Source organism: Actinoplanes sp. NPDC051861 (assembly GCF_040681145.1).
In the GTDB taxonomy this organism is placed as follows: domain Bacteria; phylum Actinomycetota; class Actinomycetes; order Mycobacteriales; family Micromonosporaceae; genus Actinoplanes.
Genome location: NZ_JBFAYE010000001.1, coordinates 1,252,960 through 1,270,039, shown reverse-complemented (window position 1 = coordinate 1,270,039; position 17,080 = coordinate 1,252,960). Strand labels below are relative to the sequence as shown.

The window sequence follows — 17,080 nt, the reverse complement described above, 5'->3', positions numbered from 1 at the left end:
GGAAGGCCGATGCGGCCGGGCCATCCCCTACATCGGCCCGGCCGCTCACCACACTTTCTCAGTCGCCCGAGATGCCCCAGACCGCGATCTCGCTCGGCTCGCCGTCCCGGTAGAGCACCACGAACCAGCCGCACCAGCGCTCACCGATCACCAGGGAACCGTTGGCGTACCCCTTCTCCCACTGCTCCCGCGTCGGCGTGGCCGACCCGAAGTACCGCTGGCTCTCCTCCGCCCGCAACAGCCGCAGTGTCCCGAACCCGTCGGGCGTGTCCGGGCCGATGATGTTGTTGCAGTCCAGGATCGAGTGTGTCCCCTCCTCCTGAACCACCTCGTCCTTGAACAGGTCACCGAAGTGAGTAGGCGGCTCACCCTCACCGGCCCAGTAATACTCCCCCGACTCGAAGACCCGGCCGATCAGCCGGATCAGAGCCGTGCGCAGGTCCGGCTCGTAAGGCGTGACGTAATCCCAGCCTGATGCGCCCACAACTTCCCTCTTTCGAACTCATGCACGAACTCATGCACCGAGCAGTTCGGCAACCGCGCCGACGGATGCCGGGTGTTCCACGAGCAGCGCGGCGGTGACCGGACCGGCCTCGACAGCCGCCCACCCTCCCGCGCAGCCCAGCAGCGACGCCACCCCGTCCGTGGTGTCCGGATGCGCCGCGAGCAACATCACCGCGGGCCCGGCCGGCCGGGTCGCGGCGACCGGAGCCGCGCGCTGGGTGTTCCAGGGTGGCGTCCAGGAGTCGATCCCGGCCAGGGTGCCCGGGAACGTGCGGCCCGCCTCCCGGGTGAGGACCGGGACCAGCTCGCCCGCCTGCGCGCGCAACGTCGTGATCAGCGTGGGCAGCCACGGCAGAAGCACCGGGTCGGGCAGCCTGCCGAACGCCTTGGACAGGGTCTCCACGACGAACGGCGCGAGCCGCGGCACCGGTTCCAGCGCCTGCACGAAGCCGCTCACGTACTGCGGGAACGCCGGCACGACGAGCGGGTTTTCCAGCAGCTCGTCGACCCTGGTCCGCAGATCGGCCAGGGACAGTGCGCCGAGCTGGTGCCGGGCCGCCCAGAGGAGGGCGACTTTCGCCGGCGATTCGGGATGCGACTGACGTACGGCCAACTCGAGCTGCGTCCGGTCGCACCCCAGTGACAGCGCCAGGCTCTCCATGCTGAACAGGAAGCCGAGCATCGCGCCGACCTGACGTACCCCGGTCTCCTCCTCGACGAAGGCGGCCGGCAGCAGGGTGCAGTAGTGCGCGTACCCCTCCGTCACGAACCGCTCGCACCACGACGGCAGAGCCGGCTCGGTGGCCCGGTAGTGCGCCAGCAACCGGCGGATCCGCCGCAGGACTGTGGGCGCGTCGTCCACCGCACGCTCGGCGGCGAGCAGCTCGACGGCCCGGCCGCCCAGCTCGTCGGTGAGCCTCGGGCTCTCCAGGAAGAGCAGCGAGTGCTCGACCGCCTTGAGTGCCGTGGCCGCGGTGGCCTTCGGGTCCCACGCGTCGCGGCGCAGGCGCTGCTCCAGGACCTGCTCGACGGTGACGCCCTCGTACCCCAGCTCGATGATCGTGCGCTGGTGCCGGCCGAGGTCGAGGTCCCAGCTCTCCTGGATGTGCTTCTCGCCGAGCCGCCGGGAGCCCATGATCGGCCGCACCGCCTGGTCGGGCAGCAGGTAACGCAGCATCCAGAGCAGCTGTGAGCAGGCCGCGAGTTCGGGCCGGGCGGCCAGGTCGAGCAGCGCGCGCTGAATGGTGCGCTGCTCCAGGTTCAGCTCGAGCGGCGCGAGCCGGTCGTGGACGTCGCGGGCCAGCGGTGGCAGCGCCTCGTAGCCGACCTGGCCGATCCGGTCGCCACCGAGCAGGATCTCGCAGAGCCGCCGCACGTCGCGGCGGCCCGGCACGGTGTCCTTCTCGATGCAGGTGACCGCCGCGTCCTGGAAGTCGTACGGCGTAGGCCGCGCCCGCCCCCGCATCCCCGCCAGCAGGATCGACGTCTCGAAGACGGCGATCGCGTCAGCGGTCGAGGCCAGATAGCCGTTGCGCCGGGCGAGCCGCACGATGTCGACGCACCAGCCCCGCAGTTCCTCCTCGTCGAGGCCGTCCAGCGCCGGCGGCCCGGACAGATAACCGCTGAGCTGGTCGGTCACCGGCTCAGCAACAGCGACCGGAGCGGGCAGCGCCCGTTTCCCCTTGAACTGGAACGGGACGAGCCGGCTCCGGCCGAGCTGCTTGCGCCACGTGGCCGCCGCGATCGACACCGAACCGGGTGCGAGCCCGAACTGCGCCTCGATCGCCGACTGACTGGACGGGATCAGCCCGTAGAGCCACTTCGTCGCCGTCCGCGCGGTGATCGCGAAGTCCGGCGTGCCCGGCTCGGAACCCACCTCCGGCAGCCGGCTGGCGGCATGGAAGGCCCCGCACACGTAGAGGCAGTCGGCGCGGTCGGTGCCGGTGGCGGCGAGGTGCTCCCGGATCCGCGTCCACATGTGCCGCTCGCGGTCCTCGTCGCTCGCGAACCGCCGCGTGTCGTGCGGTGCGAGCCGGCGGAACAGGCTGCCGATCAGGACCATGACCTGCCGGTACGTCTCGTAGTCGGCATTCGCCAGAGGCTGTTCGACGTACTGGTCCCACCACTCCGACCAGTGCCGCACCCGGCCGTGGTGCAACAGGTGCTCCTCCAGCTCGGTGAACCGTGGCCGCAGATCACCGATCTCGACACCGACCGCGTCGCCGTGCAGGTCCTCCTCCGGCTCCTCGCCCGGGTGTGCCTCGACGGTGGGCTGCCACTGGAACACGTGGTCGGTCGACCGGTCCACCAGGACCAGCTCGACGCCGGGTGTCTCCAGTGCGTACACGATCGCCTGATACTCCGCGGAGGCCTCGGTGATCGGCGCGATGACACTGAGCGGCGCCGACTCCTTGGGGAAGCCGTCGAGCTCGGACGCGTACGCCTGAAGCGCCACCGGCAGCCGGCAGTTGCGCAGCTCGGTGAGGAGCGGCCCGAGGTCCTCGCAGAGCTCCAGGTAGATCACCCGGGGTTGCTTCTCCCGCAGCCGCCGGACCATGGCAAGTCCGGAGGCCGGCGAGTGGTGGCAGACCGGGAAGATCTCGAGCGGCTCGCGCAGCGCGTGGTCGACGTCGTCGACGATGCCGGCGAGGATCTCCGGCAGCGCTGCCGGACCCTCGGCGAGGGCCTCGGCCGCACCGAGCAGCTGCGACCGGAGACCCTCGAAGGGCCCGCTCAAGACAGGGTGGCGATCGCCTTGCGACCGCCCTCCAGGAAGCCGTCCCACTCGCCGCCCTGGTCCTTGCTGCGCGGCTCGACGACGCCGTGCCAGTACTTGTTCAGGATGGCGAGGTCCTCGGGGCTGCGCCGGGCGAGCGAGCCGACCAGCGAACCGGCGAGCGCCTCGGAGGTCAGGGCCGCGGCGCCGAAGAAGTTGCTGTGCAGGATCGCGTCCTCCAGCACACCGATCTGCTCGGCGGTGGAGAGCGCCGACTCCAGCCGCTCGTCGTCGCTGCTCGCCGCCGTGGCCGCGGCGCGCAGGTCGGCGAAGCTCTGCAGCAGCACGTCGAGCAGGGAGGGCGGCACCTCCAGCTCGATGTTGTGCCGGCGGAGCAGCTCCTCGGTCCGGAACCGTACGATCTCGGCCTCGCTCTTCTTGTTGGTCACCACCGGGATGCGGACGAAGTTGAACCGGCGCTTGAGCGCGGACGAGAGGTCGTTGACACCCCGGTCACGGCTGTTGGCGGTGGCGATGATCGAGAAGCCGGGCTTGGCGAAGACGATGTTGTCGTCGTCCAGCTCCGGGATGGACACGTACTTCTCGGAGAGGATGGAGATCAGCGCGTCCTGCACGTCGCTGGTGGACCGGGTCAGCTCCTCGAAGCGGCCGATCACGCCGCCCTCCATCGCCGTCATGATCGGCGACGGGATCATCGAGGCGCGGGACTGGCCCTTGGCGATCACCATCGAGACGTTCCACGAGTACTTGATGTGGTCCTCGGTGGTGCCGGCGGTGCCCTGCACGACCAGCGTGGAGTTGCGGCTGATCGCGGCGGCGAGCAGCTCGGCGAGCCAGCTCTTGCCGGTGCCGGGGTCGCCGATCAGCAGCAGCCCGCGGTCGGAGGCGAGGGTGACGATGGACCGCTCGACGAAGCTGCGGTCACCGAACCACTTCTGGTCGATCTGCCTGTCGAGGCCGTCGGCGCGCTCCGAGCCGAGGACGAACAGGCGCACCATCTTGGGGCTGAGCCGCCAGGAGAACGGTTTTGGGCCGTCGTCGACCGACTCGAGCCAGTCGAGCTCCTCGGCGTACTTGATCTCGGCGGGGGCGCGCAGCATGTCACTCATGGGGATGTCTCCTAGAAGGCGAGGAAGTTCTTGAGCTCGACGACGAGCTTCTTGATGCGACCGGAGAGCACCGGGGTGCCCTGGTCCTTGAACCGCTGGCGGAACCAGGGGTTGACGCTCTGGTGCCCGCCGCTGCTCACGGATCCGACCGGGATGAACCGGGCGCCGGAGCGGTGGATCGCGGCCATCCCGTCGAAGACCGCCTGCTCCTGCCACTCGTAGAAGTCGGAGATCCAGACGACCACGGTGTTGCGGGGATCGGTGATCTTCGGCCGGGCCAGGTCGAGGGCGACGGTGCCGTCGGTGCCGCCGCCGAGCTTGGTCCGCAGCAGCACCTCGAACGGGTCGTGCACCCAGGGCGTCAGGTCCAGGGCCCGCGTGTCATAGGCGATCAGGTGCACGTCCACCTTGGGCAGCCCGGTGAAGACGGACGCCAGGATCGTGCAGTTGACCATCGCGTCGACCATCGAGCCGGACTGGTCGACCACCACGATCAGCCTGGCCGGCGTGACCCGTTTCGCGGTCTGCCTGTAGTAGAGCCGGTCGACGTAGAGGCGCTCGTCCTCGGGATTCCAGTTCGGCAGGTTCTTCCAGATCGTGCGGTCGAGGTCGAGGTTGCGGAACACCCGTTTCGGCGGGATGGACCGGTCGATGGTGCCGGCGCTGGCCTGCGCGACCTGGGTCCGCAGCACCTCGGCGACCTCGTCGACGAACCGGCGGATCAGCGCTTTCGCGTTGGCGAGCGCCACACCGTCCAGATTGTCCTTGTCCCGCAGCAGCTGCTCGATCAGCGACATGCTGGGCGTCAGCTGCTTGGCCAGCCGGTTGTCGGCCAGCACCTCACGCAGCCGCATCCGCTTGATCAGGTCACCCTCGAGACCGGCCAGAACCGAGCCGAGGCCGGCGGAAGAACCGGCCGACGAGCCGCTGGCCCGCCCGCGCAGCTCACCGGGTGTGCAGCCCAGCGCCCGCTCGAACCAGCCGGCGTCGGCCTGCCATCGGGCCAGCTGCTCCGCGGTGACGTTGCCCGACCCGGTGGCGAAGACGTTGAGCAGCAGCTTGGACACCAGGGCCGCGCGGCGCACCTCGCCCTCACGGTCATCGGCCGCACCGCTCATCAGCCCGTCGAACTCCGCCTCCAGCTGCGGGAACCGCTGGACCACGGTGTCCACCGAGACGGCCGGGTCGAGCAGCGCCGCGGGCAGGCCCAGGTCGCCGACGACCGCCATGCTCCCGGACTCCAGCGCGGCCTGCTCCTCGGGGTCGAAGAGCCGGGCCAGCAGCCGCCAGTAGAGGACCTGCCGCCTGTTCTCCGTCGCACTCATTTGCGCAGCAACCTTCCCGCCCGCTCGCGGAGCACGTCGACCGCGGTGCCGGCGGCGGCCTCGGCCTTGGCGGCCTTGGCCTCGGTGGGCCCGAGCGCCCAGTCACCGGTGTGCACGGCGACCGCCTTGCGTTTCACCGTCGCCTGCACGGCCAGCGGCTGCACCGACCACCCGCCGTCCCAGCGCAGCAGGCCGAGGCAGGCGGTGGAGGCCGCGACCAGCGCCGGGGTGAGCGGACCGGCCTCGGGAACGCGCTCCATGTCGACGGCGACCGTGACGCCGCCCAGATCGAGCGACTCCTCGCCGGCCGTGTAGCCCTCCAGCAGCACCGGCTCGGCGATCACCGACGGGTGCCGGTCGAGCGGCAGCGCGGACGGCGCGGTGGCCGTGCCGAGCAGCACCCGGGCGGTCGTGAACGGGTCGGCCGGCTCGCTCACGACCGCCCGGGACTCGTCCCAGATCAGGTCGCCGGCCGGGGTGAGCAGCATGCCGGTCACCTCGACCGACCGGTGCTCGGCCACCGCGGACCGGAACACCTGGAAGGCGGTGAGCATGCGCCAGGCGGACGGCCCGCTGATCGTGTCGACCTTGGCGGCGGCCACGCTGGTGCGCACCAGCCGCACCCCGGCCGCGGTCTCCAGCAGGCCGTGCGCCTGCGCCCGGAAGACGGTCGGATGCTCGTGCAGGTCGACGCCGAGGATCAGCAGCCGGCCGTCCACCGGCTCGGTGCCGGGCACCGGGTAGTCGTCCTGGGCGAGGATCAGCGCCCGGGTCCACAGGTCGGCCCAGCGCCGGACCGGGATCCACGAGCGGGTGGCGACCGGCGCGGCGGTCCGCAGCTCGGCGGCGAACCCGTCGAGCAGCACCGCGAGGCGGCGGGCCGCGGGCACGTCGAGCAGCGCCTGGATCGCCTGGGCCGCACCGGCGGCCAGCTCGTGGTCGACGCCGCGCCAGCCCGCGATCGCCAGCTCCCGCAGCCAGGAGCGGCTGCCCGCACCGGTCAGCCCGGCCCGGCCTGCGACCGGCGCGGACCAGGGCTCACGCGAGCGGCCGAGCGCGGTGTCCACCCCGCCGAGCAGGGCGTCGTGGGCGGCGCCGAGCAGCGCGACCCGGGCGCCGGCCAGCACGACGAGGTGCTCGTCGGTCACCGTGCCGGCGACGATCTTGCCGATCGAGTCGGTGACCCGGTCGGCCAGCGGTGTGCCGGTGAACGCGGCGGCCACCGACTCCAGTGCGGCGGCGCGATCGTCGTCGAGGCGGGTGAGACCGTGCACCAGCGCGGTGTCGATCCCGTCGACCAGGGCGAGCGCCTCGTCGAGGCCGGCCGGGGAGGAACGCAGGACGTCGGCGAGCATCAGCGCACCACCCCGGCGGCCGGGAACCAGTGCAGCTCGGGCAGCGGGTCGGTGGTCGGCGGCACCTCCAGGTAGGACAGGTGGCGCAGGAAGCTGCTGAACACCTCGGCCGCGCGGCTCGGCGCGGTGGTCGGGTGCAGCGCGGCCCAGAGGTCGTCGCCGCCCTCGGCCTTGAGGTAGCGGGCGACTCTCTCCAACCCGTACTGAGCGACGGCGGCGTCGACCAGCGCCCGGATGTGGTTGCACGCATGGGAACCGCTGAGACCGCCGCACGGGCGGTTGTTGTTGGTGTTGCAGCTGAGCCCGTGATCCCCCGCGGTGATCGACGAGACGTAGACCCGCGACACGTCCGAGCCGCTGGACACCACGCCCTGCAGCCGCCCCTCGGAGAGCTCGACGAAAGGCACCTTCGCCAGCTTCCTCGGCCGCACGGGCGCGATCACCCGCACCCCGCCGCGCCGCTCATCGGCGACACCATCACTGGTCACAACCAGACCTCCTCACGAACAGGTGGCGTAGTTGTATCGGAGGGGTCCGACAAAACCGCGAACGGCCCGGTCAGCGCCCGCCCAGGACCGCTGCGGCCTTCCTGAGCGCGTCCTGCGTCCGCTGCCGGGCGGCCCGCAGCCGTTCCGCGTTCTGCTCGACGATCTCCTGCTGGAACCCGGTGAGCGTCGCGCTCAGCTCGACGACGTACTTCACCCTCTTCTTGCACCGCACGTCCGCCACCGCGGCGTTGATCTCCGCTTTCGAGGCCTCGGCGGTGTCGAAGTCCGGCCACCTCCTGTCCGCGACCGCGTCCTCCGGCTTGGAGTACCGGTGCCCGGACTCGGCCATGCAGGCACTCCATCGCTGGTGCAGCTTCGTGGTCCGCCGGTCGGCGAAGGCCCGTTCCGTCGCCTCGGCCTGAAGCTCCTGGAACCAGAAGTCGTCGTCGAGATCCCAGCCGATCTCGCGTCGCCCCTCGCCGAAGCAACCGCCCTCGGGGAGGTCGGGGCCGGGGCCCATCAGGATCCGGGACTGCGCCTCGGTGATCTCGGCGCCGTTGTCCCGGTCCGAGGTGTGGTGCGCCTTGCGCGGGTCCTCGTGATAGCCGGCCAGCCTCGCGGCGTCCTCGTCGACGAGGCCCAGCCTGTTCGTCCGGTCCTTCCAGTCCAGCAGCTTGAGCCGCGCGCCCGCGTCCCAGTCGAAGCCGTACCTCTTGGCGCAGGCGGCGGCCGCCAGTTTCGACGCGTAGTCGAGCTCGATGTACTCGTCCGGGGTGGTCGTCCAGTGGTCGAGCGGGAAGTCGACCCGGTTCAGATCGGCGAGCATGGGCGAGGCGACATTGCCGGCCGGTGCCGGTGCCGCCCCCGGCTCGGTGGCCGGCGTGGTGGCCGGCCCGGCACAGCCGGCCACCACGAGCATCGCCACTGTCGCAAGGGCACGTCTCACCGTCGAACTCCTCCCCGTTGGCTGCCGGGGAGAATACATAGTGGACGATGGATGCGCGGCCCCGTGCGGATCACGGCAGGAGACGCATCTCCGGGAAGCGAGCCGACGGACGGTCCAGCAGCCTGCCGTCGCGGTGCCGCAGGTGCCGGTCGAAGAACGCCCGGACGTACGCCCGCTGAACCGCCACCGACCGTTCACCGTCGATCGTGCCGACCACCGGCTCGACCTGCTCCGGCGGCAGCCCCAGCTGCGGGTACAGCACCTGGAAATCGGTGAAGGACAGGTGCGCGGCGCCTTCGAGCTCCAGCCAGTACCGCGGCCCGCGCAGGCCGTCCCACATCCGCGTCCAGGTCTCGTCCTGCTCACCGTCGGCGGGCTCCGAGCCCATCATCAGGAACGGCCGGTCCAGCCCTTTGTCCAGGACCGGGCCCAGGAACGACCCGTCCAGGTTCAGCCCGGCACGGACCCGTCCGTCGCGGCGCATCGTCTCGGCCGCGGTGGCACCGCCCATCGAGGCGCCGAACATGCCGATCCGGGACAGGTCCATCACCCGTGACAGCGGCATGCGCCGCAGCTGGTCCAGGACGAACCGGGTGTCCCGGACCCGCACGTCGAGCACCTTGCCGAGCAGGCGTTCCTCCTCCTCGGGCGAGGCCGGCGGCGGGATCGCGGCGGTGGCGATCCGCCCGTCCGGGAACTCGACGAAGTTCGCGTCGTGCGTGTGGTCGACGGTGACGACGACGTAGCCGTGCGAGGCCAGGTCCTCGGCCAGCACGGTGCCGCTGGTCCGCTCGATGCCGAAGCCGGGCGAGTAGAGGATCACCGGGTGCCGGCCGGGCGCGGGCGGCGCGCCCACGTACCCGTGTGTGTCCGGCAGCTCGAATCCGCTGTCCGGTGGGTTGATCCGGGCCGCGACACCGGGCGAGACCCAGGCGGCCCGCTCACGTCCGTGGACGGAGCGGGCCGGATACCAGATCTGGACCATCAGTTCGCGTACGCGTTCGGTCGCGACCCACGGATCGGGCCGTGAACGATCGACGAGGTGCATCGTGACCGTGCCGACGTCAGCCGGGCCGGACGGCGGTGGCAGCACCAGTTGCAGAACCGCGACGAGCAGCGCTTTCATCATGCTGATGAGTCTGTGACCGCCCCGACACGCCGGGTAGTAACAGCTCTCACCGGCTGCCCGTGAATTATGTCAGTTCGTGACCGGCTCCCCAGGGACGATGAACAGCGGAGCCCACGGGTCGTCCGGGCTGATCGGGTACTCGGTGGAGGGCGCGTCCCCGGTCGTCGACCAGCGCGCCTGATACGGCAGGCCGTTGAACAGCACCCGGTCGCCACGGCCGTACACGGTCTCCGGGCTCCACTCGGTCGTCACCCCGGTCACCGTCGGGCTCGGCGACGGCGCGGACTCGTTCGGTCCGACCGGGCCGATCACCGACCACGGGTTCGGGCCGGCCGCGTCGCCGGCCGCGGTGGGGTCGGCGCCGGTGTTCGCCCACTTGGCCTCGTACACCGTGCCGTGCCAGACCACCTTGTAGCCGCGGACGTACTGCGCGGTGAGGCGCCACACCGGGTACGGGCTGGTCGCCGGGTCGTCCGGGGTGGCGGCCTGTGTCGGGATCACCACCGACTCGCGCCCGGAGGAGCCGACCGCGCCGCCCGGCAGGCCCACGAACACCTTGGAGAAGGCCAGGGCCTCCTGCGAGACACCGCTGCACGTGTTGGAGTGCACCACGACGTTGGTGAAGGTGCTGCGGCACGGCGCGTCCCTGTTCAGCGACCACATCGACACCCGGCCGAGGCCCTTGTCCACGGCGAACTCGGCGAGTCCCCGCGCGTCGTCGACGGTGAACCGCTCGGCGTCCACGTCGTTCTGGCCGATCATCGGCGTGGCGCCGATCCGCGACCAGACCTGCGGCGAGGTGAGCTGTACGCCGAGCCGCGCGTACAGGTCGGTCAGCTGCTTGTGGGTGGAGTTCAGCGCGCTGGTGGCGAGCGCCAGCATGTCCGGGTCCTTCTCCGACCCGTAGTCCATGGTCATGATGTTGACGCCGCGCAGCGCGACACCGCCCTCGAGGGTGGTGCGCACCGCGGTGAGGCCGTCGGCGGTCAGGCCGTCCGGCGAGACGGGCAGCGTCAGCCAGACGTCGAGGGAGCGCTCGGCCTGCAGGTCCTTGAGTGCCGCCGCGCGCCGCTTCAGCGACGCCAGGTCGGCCACCGCGGTGCCCTCGATGTCCAGGTCCAGCGTGCTGATCTCGTAGCGCTTGACCAGCTGCCGGTACGCGTCGGTGAGCCGCGCCTGGTCGGTGCAGGCCACCGCGAGCTCGGTGTTGGTCAGGCCGCCGACGCTGAGCATGATGTCGCCGCCGGCCGCGCGCAGCTGCGAGATCCGCCGGTCGAGCTCGAGCGACGCCGCCGCCTCGTCCGGCGTGTACGCGCCACCCCAGCTGGGCGCGCAGCCGTCCTCGGGGTCGGCGACCACGAACGCGAGCGCCACCGAGTTCGCCGGGTTCAGAGCCGGGTCCTGGAACTCGAACGTCGGGGTCAGCGTGACGTCGACGTACGGCACCGCCCACGACTTGGCGGTCGGGCCGGACGTGTCGCGCAGGTGCGTGACCGCCGCGAAGCCACCGGCGCCGAGCGCGGCCACCAGCAGGAGCAGGAAGCTCAGCCGCAGCCAGGACAGCCGGTGCACCGGGGCCTCCGGCTCCTGCCAATCCGGGTCCAGCAACGGGTCGGCGAGAGGGGCGGCGCGGTCGGTCAGCATGCCCGGAGGATCGGCAGGCGCGCCCCCGACTGAAGGACCTGGCGGAAACCTTCAAGCAACTGAGGCCCGCGGCCGATGGTGACCGAGAACGGTCAGATGGACCGGCACACCAGGAGGGGCTGATCCATGCAGCGCACCACCGAGCCGCGCAAACCGGACGCCCCCCGGCAGTGGGGTGCCGACCGGCGCTCGGAACCCCACCCTCTCGTGCCGCCGGCCGTCTCCGAGGGCCGCATCGCCCGGGGCCGGCTCGCCATCGTCCTGACGATCGCCGTCTGGGCGTCCTACATCGCGTACACGATCTTCGAGCAGTTCATCGTCGGCAAGGCGGACACCGCCCGCCTGGTGGTCGAGGCGATCGTCTACATGCTGGTGGTCACCGCGCTGATGGGCTCGGCGATGGCGTACCTGATCACCCGGATCGGGTTCTTCTACCGCAGCCGGGCACACCACCGGGCACCCCGGATCGCGCTGGACCCGTTCCTGGCCGGTGAGACCCCGACGGTGACCGTGCTGGTGCCGTCGTACCAGGAGGACGCGCGGGTCATCCGTACGACGCTGCTCTCGGCGGCGCTGCAGGAGTACCCGGGCCTGCGGGTGGTGCTGCTGATCGACGACCCGCAGCAGCCCCGTACGCACGCCGCCCGCGACCTGCTGGTGGCCGCCCGCTCCCTGCCCGGCGAGATCGAGTCCGAGCTGGCCGTCCCGTTCACCCGGGTGCAGGGCGCGTACGACCGCTTCGAGTCGGCGCTGGACGAGCGTGACCGGCGCACCGCCACGATCGACGACATGCGCGAGCTCGCCACCGAGTACCGGTTCGCGGTCGGCTGGCTCTACGGTCTCGGCCTCCGGCAGGAGATGACCGACCACACCGACTCGTTCTTCGTCGAGCACATCGTGAACCGGCTCGCCGACGACCTCGGCACCATCGCGGAGGCTCTGGAGCAGGGCGCCGACCAGGGTGCCGCGCTGCCCGCCGTACGTCTGGTGCAGCTGTACCGCCGCCTGCTGGCGATCTTCGACGCCACGGTGACGAGCTTCGAGCGCAAGCGTTACGTCTCGCTCTCCGGCGAGCCGAACAAGGCGATGAACCTCAACAGCTACATCGGGCTGATGGGCGGCAGCTACCAGGAGGTCAGCACGCCGCTCGGTATCGCGCTCGTCTCGGCCGGACCGGGCCGCGCCCAGCTGACCATCCCGAATCCGGACTACGTGCTCACCCTCGACGCCGACAGCGTGCTGCTGCCGGAGTACTGCCTGCGGCTCGTTCACCTGCTCGAACAGGGCGCGCACGCCCAGGACGCGGTGGCGCAGACGCCGTACAGCGCGTTCCCCGGCGCCGCCACCCGGATCGAGCGCATCTCCGGCGCAACGACCGACATCCAGCACATCGTGCACCAGGGAATGACCCATTACGACGCGACTTTCTGGGTCGGCGCCAACGCGGTGCTGCGCAAGAAAGCTCTCGACGACATCTGCGAGGTCGCCTACGAGGGCGACTGGGAGATCCGCCGTTACATCCAGGACCGCACGGTCATCGAGGACACCGAGTCGACAATCGACCTCGGGGTGCACGGCTGGACGCTCTACAACTATCCGGAGCGGTTGGCATACAGCGCCACGCCGCCGGACTTCGGCTCGCTCTGCATTCAGCGTCAGCGCTGGGCGAACGGTGGCCTGCTCATTCTGTCGCGCCTCAAGGACCAGTTCCGGGCACGCACGGCACGCGGTCAGAAGAACCGTTTCGGCGAGCTGTTCCTGCGGGTCAACTACATGGCCTCCATTTTCTGGAGCTCCCTGTGCCTGGTGATCATGCTGGCGTACCCGTTCAACGCCGAACTGCTCAACCCGGTCCTGCTTCTCGTCTCGGTCCCGTACTTCCTCATGATGGCCGCCGACCTCAAGTACTGCGGCTACAAACGCATGGACATCCTGCGCATCTACGGTTTCAACCTGATCCTGCTGCCGGTCAATCTCTCCGGAAGCTTCGCTTCCATCCTTCAACTTCTCACCGGCGAAAAAAGCGCATTCAAACGTACGCCGAAAGTGCGCAACCGGACGACTGCGGCAACCACATACCTGCTCGCTCCTCTCCTTCTGATCGCCCTGTGCGCCTACACCGCCGTCCGTGACATCCAGCTGCACCAGTGGGCGAACCTCGTCTTCGCCGGCATCAACCTCGTCCTCGCCTCGTACGCGATGATCGCCTTCGTCGGCGTCGGCAACACGCTGGTCGACTTCTTCACGCACCTGCGCTCCTGGCTGTACCGCCCGGTCCAGCCGAAGAAGCGCTCCCGTGGCGCCGAGAAGGCCACCGCGCAGCCCGCCGCCACCGGTCATGCCGAGGGCCGCGCCATGGCCTCGGCCGGCGTGATCGGCGACTGGGCGTCGGTGCTGCACTACGGCCCGGACCGCGGCGCCGCCGGTCTGGTCGCCGTACGCTCCACCCAGTCCGGCCGCACCTCGCGCAACCCGCAGACCGCCCAGTCGCGCCCGAGCTCGTTCGAGGAGTTCACCTTCTTCACGGTCTTCCAGCCGATCTTCGACCTGGAGTCCGGCGAGATCGCCGGTTACGAGGCGCTCACCCGCTTCGCCGACGGCAGCAGCCCGCAGCGGGGCCTCGAGGCAGCTCAGGCGCAGGGCCTGCACATCGACCTCGACGCCGCTCTGATCCGGGCCGCCCTGGCCTCCGCCAGCGCGCTGCCCGAGGGCACCTGGCTCTCCGTCAACGTCTCCACCGACCTGCTGCGCCGCCCGCAGGAGCTGGAGCTGCTGCTCGCCGAGACCACCCGCCCGATCGTCCTGGAGATCTCCGACGCCGATCCGGCCGACCTCACCGGGCTGCCCGACAACGTGCGCATCGCCGTCGACGACGCCGGCGCCGGTTACGACTCCCTGGCCCGGATGGAGTCGATGAAGCCCGGCTTCCTCAAGCTGGGTTCGGCTGCCCTGGCCGGCGTCGAGACCGAGGGGGCACGACGCGCCTCGATCCGCTCGCTGGTGGAGTTCGCCCGTGAGCACGACTGCACCCTCATCGCCGAGGGCATCGAGTCGGCACAGCAGCGCGACGCTTTGATCGCCTGCGGCGTACCTCTTGGTCAGGGTTTTTATCTCGGACGGCCGGTGCCGGTCGAGCGTGCCCTGGCCGACGCCACCCGCTGAGGAGCAGCCGTTACCCTTCCGTGATGAGAATTCCCGAACCAGGCCGCCGACTGCCGCATCGCACCTTCTGACCGACAGAGAGAGGTTGGAAGAAGATGCGACGCATGATCATGGTTATCGCGACGGGCGCCGCGGTGGCCCTGACCGCCGCTTGCGGCAACTCACCCGAGCAGGTGGCCGGCGAGGCCCAGCCGGTGGGCGGCGCCTCGCCGGCGCCCTCGGCCACCTCAGCAGGCCCGGCGACGGCATCGCCGTCAGCCGCGCCCACCACCGCCCAGCCGTCCTCGCCGACGCCGTCGAGGACGGCCGGCAAGCCGCAGAGCCGGGCGCTCGTGCTCGGGCCCACCGGCCTGGGACAGCTGAAGATCGGCATGTCCGTCAAGGACGCCGTGGCGACCGGTGAGATCAAGGCGGCGTACAAGGGTGAGGGATGCGGCTCCTCGGAGCTGAGGGCGGCCGGATCGAGTGATATCACGGTCATCACGTCCTCGGACAAGGGCCTGGTCTTCATCCCCGCCTACGACAGGATCGCCACCCCCGCGGGCATCCGGATCGGCAGCACGATCGCCCAGGTCCGCGCGGCCTACTCCGACTTCGCCCTCAACCCGATCGACGAGGAGGACTTCCAGGGCACCGGGCGGGGCCTCGCCGGCACCGAGGACCGATACGACGGCGTCCACTACCGCTTCCATTTCAAGAACAACAAGGTGGCCGAGTTGGCGCTGGAGCACGACGAGCAGAACTGCTACGAGTGACTCAACCGCAAGGTCCGAAGCACTTCATCGGTACGGTCCGGACCACCGTCCTGGCGGATCTGCAGGTACACGCCCGGCTCGCCGGCCCTGGTCAGGAGCACCTCGTCGTAGGAGACACCGGCGCTCGGGCATCCCGCCCAGCGCCGGACCGCCCCGGTCAGCCCGGCGACCGCGATCGCCCGTTCCGGCCCGGCCGTGCAACCCGGGTGGGACGGCAGAGTGGCCGCCGACCCGGGCGCGAGCCACCGGCTGACCCCGGCGAACAGTTCGGCCGCGGTGTCGGAGCCCAGATCGGCGCCGACCTGCAATCCGGGTTCGGACCCGCTGGGCAGGCCCACCGCCGCCGCGTTCCACCCGGAGTTCCGCAGCTGCCCGGCCCAGTCCGGCGGCACCGCCACCGACAGGACGGCATCGGCGTCGGTGACCCGGACCCAGCCGGCCGGTGTGCCGCCCGGTACCGTCGCGCCGCCTCCCAGGGCCGCCAGGGCCAGCGCCAGTACCGCACCGAGGCCGCGGCGCACCGTGCGCGCCGCCCGGCTGGGTACGACCTTCGCGGCGGCCTCGAGCGCCTCGGCGAAGGCGGCCGGGGTGGGCCAGCGGCGGGTCCGGTCCGCTTCGAGAGCCCGCATCACCACCCGGTCGACCTGGCGCGGAACACCGGGACGCAGCTTCGACGGTGCGACCCGGCTCGCGCGTGGTGGCCGGCCGGTCAGCATCTGATAGGTCATCGCCCCGATGGCGTGCACATCGGCGCGCACGTCCAGGCCACCACCGGGGTGATGCTGCTCGGGCGCCATGTACCCGGGCGTGCCGGCGACGACGGTGAACCCGGAGGCGTGCGCGATCTCCTTGGCCAGTCCGAGGTCGGCGACGAGCACCCGCTCGGTACCCCGGACGGTGTCGAACAGCACGTTCGACGGCTTCAGATCGCGATGCAGCACACCGGAGTCGTGCAGGACGTGCGCCGCGTGGGCGATGTCACCGGCCAGGCGCAGCGCGGTCCGGACCGGCATCGGACCCTTCTCCAGGCGGTCGGCGAGGGTGCCGCCGGCCGCGTACGTCATGACCTGGTACGGCCGCCCGTCCGGCAGCTCACCGAAGTCGTGCATCCGGACCAGCCGCTCCGAGTCGGCCCGGCGCAGCACCTGTGCCTCCTGCTCGAACCGCGCCCGCACGTCCGGATGATGCGCCCAGTTCTCCGCCAGCACCTTGATCGCCACCTGCGACTCCAGCACGTCGTCCTCGGCGAGCCACACGGTGGCGAACGCGCCGGAGCCGAGACGCCCGGTCACCCGGTATCGGCCGATCATGGTTGGTGCCTGCACGCTCGTATTATCAACGTCGTTGAATTCGGGGGACAGAACGACGTGCGCGACAACGAGACAGAGACCCTGGCACTCCAGGCCGCCCGCGGCGACACCGCCGCCCTGAACCTGTTGCTGGCCACCATCAGACCGAGCGTCCTGCGCCGCTGTGCCCGCTTCCTGCCCTGTTACCAGGACGCCGAAGAAGCCTGCCAGGACGTCCTGCTCCAGGTGTCCCGCAACATCAGCGCCTTCGAGGGCCGCTCCCGGTTCAGCACCTGGCTGCACGTCGTCATCGCCAACGCCGCCCGGCAGACCTACCGCTCCCTGAAACGCCGGGCCGCCGAGCAGAACTACGGCGACCTACCACTCGATCCGGTGGACGCCCGCACCACCAGCGTCATAGCCGGCTCCCGCCTGGACCTGCTGGACGCCCTGGAACGCCTGGAGAGCGCGCGCCCCGAGCTGGTGGCTCCGATGGTCCTTCGAGACATCTGCCAGCTCGACTACCGGGAGATAGCCACCCACCTGGCCATCCCCGAGGGAACCGTGAAATCCCGGATCCACCAGGCCAGGACCCAGGTGAGGCAGCACCTGCTGGCCGGATCGTGACGACCCGCCG

General features: G+C 70.8%; 13 protein-coding genes. 3 read left to right on the top strand and 10 right to left on the bottom strand.

Annotated elements, in window-relative coordinates; translation table 11 throughout:
• Positions 1–58 precede the first annotated feature (58 nt).
• The 9 genes from AB0M02_RS06160 to AB0M02_RS06120 all read right to left on the bottom strand — a co-directional run bounded on the left by AB0M02_RS06160 (position 59) and on the right by AB0M02_RS06120 (position 11,237).
• Positions 59–484: a hypothetical protein gene (locus tag AB0M02_RS06160; RefSeq protein WP_364222156.1), complete on the bottom strand. Its 426-nt coding sequence runs from the start codon at positions 482–484 to the stop codon at positions 59–61.
• A 30-nt stretch (positions 485–514) separates the two neighbouring features.
• On the bottom strand, positions 515–3,241 hold the full coding sequence (locus AB0M02_RS06155) for a DUF5682 family protein (RefSeq protein ID WP_364222153.1): 2,727 nt from the start codon (positions 3,239–3,241) through the stop codon (positions 515–517).
• Positions 3,238–4,350: an AAA family ATPase gene (locus AB0M02_RS06150; protein WP_364222150.1), complete on the bottom strand. Its 1,113-nt coding sequence runs from the start codon at positions 4,348–4,350 to the stop codon at positions 3,238–3,240. The genes AB0M02_RS06155 and AB0M02_RS06150 overlap by 4 nt, the downstream gene beginning before the upstream one ends.
• Before the next feature lie 11 nt (positions 4,351–4,361).
• The gene (locus AB0M02_RS06145; RefSeq protein WP_364222147.1) at positions 4,362–5,675 is read right to left on the bottom strand and encodes a VWA domain-containing protein; all 1,314 of its coding nucleotides are present in this window, start codon (positions 5,673–5,675) and stop codon (positions 4,362–4,364) included.
• Positions 5,672–7,030, bottom strand: coding sequence for a hypothetical protein (locus tag AB0M02_RS06140; protein WP_364222144.1), 1,359 nt, complete (start codon positions 7,028–7,030; stop codon positions 5,672–5,674). The genes AB0M02_RS06145 and AB0M02_RS06140 overlap by 4 nt, the downstream gene beginning before the upstream one ends.
• Positions 7,030–7,518 (bottom strand): hypothetical protein, encoded by a 489-nt coding sequence (locus AB0M02_RS06135; RefSeq protein ID WP_364222141.1) that lies wholly within the window; start codon positions 7,516–7,518, stop codon positions 7,030–7,032. Before AB0M02_RS06135 ends, AB0M02_RS06140 begins: the two co-directional genes overlap by 1 nt.
• Before the next feature lie 70 nt (positions 7,519–7,588).
• Complete coding sequence (locus tag AB0M02_RS06130) at positions 7,589–8,464, bottom strand: hypothetical protein (protein WP_364222138.1); 876 nt, start codon at positions 8,462–8,464, stop codon at positions 7,589–7,591.
• Between the two features lie 70 nt (positions 8,465–8,534).
• A complete protein-coding gene (locus tag AB0M02_RS06125) occupies positions 8,535–9,593 on the bottom strand; it encodes a hydrolase (protein WP_364222135.1) in 1,059 nt (352 codons plus the stop codon).
• Positions 9,594–9,662: 69 nt separating this feature from the next.
• Positions 9,663–11,237, bottom strand: coding sequence for a chitinase (locus AB0M02_RS06120; protein WP_364222133.1), 1,575 nt, complete (start codon positions 11,235–11,237; stop codon positions 9,663–9,665).
• Positions 11,238–11,363: 126 nt separating this feature from the next.
• On the opposite strand from AB0M02_RS06120, the gene AB0M02_RS06115 reads away from it, so the two are divergent.
• Both AB0M02_RS06115 and AB0M02_RS06110 read left to right on the top strand, forming a co-directional pair.
• Positions 11,364–14,399 (top strand): EAL domain-containing protein, encoded by a 3,036-nt coding sequence (locus AB0M02_RS06115; protein WP_364222130.1) that lies wholly within the window; start codon positions 11,364–11,366, stop codon positions 14,397–14,399.
• Between the two features lie 104 nt (positions 14,400–14,503).
• A complete protein-coding gene (locus AB0M02_RS06110) occupies positions 14,504–15,154 on the top strand; it encodes a hypothetical protein (RefSeq protein ID WP_364222127.1) in 651 nt (216 codons plus the stop codon).
• Here the strand turns inward: AB0M02_RS06110 and AB0M02_RS06105 are convergent.
• On the bottom strand, positions 15,145–16,479 hold the full coding sequence (locus AB0M02_RS06105) for a serine/threonine-protein kinase (protein ID WP_364222124.1): 1,335 nt from the start codon (positions 16,477–16,479) through the stop codon (positions 15,145–15,147). The genes AB0M02_RS06110 and AB0M02_RS06105 overlap by 10 nt on opposite strands.
• Positions 16,480–16,521: 42 nt before the next feature.
• On the opposite strand from AB0M02_RS06105, the gene AB0M02_RS06100 reads away from it, so the two are divergent.
• Positions 16,522–17,070: an RNA polymerase sigma factor gene (locus AB0M02_RS06100; RefSeq protein WP_364222121.1), complete on the top strand. Its 549-nt coding sequence runs from the start codon at positions 16,522–16,524 to the stop codon at positions 17,068–17,070.
• The last annotated feature ends 10 nt before the right edge of the window (positions 17,071–17,080 follow it).

Bases quoted from the DNA above. Each gene is read 5' to 3' on its own strand.
- AB0M02_RS06115 (WP_364222130.1), top strand. From the start codon at position 11,364: ATGCAGCGCACCACCGAGCCGCGCAAACCGGACGCCCCCCGGCAGTGG.
- AB0M02_RS06125 (WP_364222135.1), bottom strand. From the start codon at position 9,593: ATGATGAAAGCGCTGCTCGTCGCGGTTCTGCAACTGGTGCTGCCACCG.
- AB0M02_RS06120 (WP_364222133.1), bottom strand. From the start codon at position 11,237: ATGCTGACCGACCGCGCCGCCCCTCTCGCCGACCCGTTGCTGGACCCG.
- AB0M02_RS06150 (WP_364222150.1), bottom strand. From the start codon at position 4,350: ATGAGTGACATGCTGCGCGCCCCCGCCGAGATCAAGTACGCCGAGGAG.
- AB0M02_RS06145 (WP_364222147.1), bottom strand. From the start codon at position 5,675: ATGAGTGCGACGGAGAACAGGCGGCAGGTCCTCTACTGGCGGCTGCTG.
- AB0M02_RS06140 (WP_364222144.1), bottom strand. From the start codon at position 7,030: ATGCTCGCCGACGTCCTGCGTTCCTCCCCGGCCGGCCTCGACGAGGCG.
- AB0M02_RS06110 (WP_364222127.1), top strand. From the start codon at position 14,504: ATGATCATGGTTATCGCGACGGGCGCCGCGGTGGCCCTGACCGCCGCT.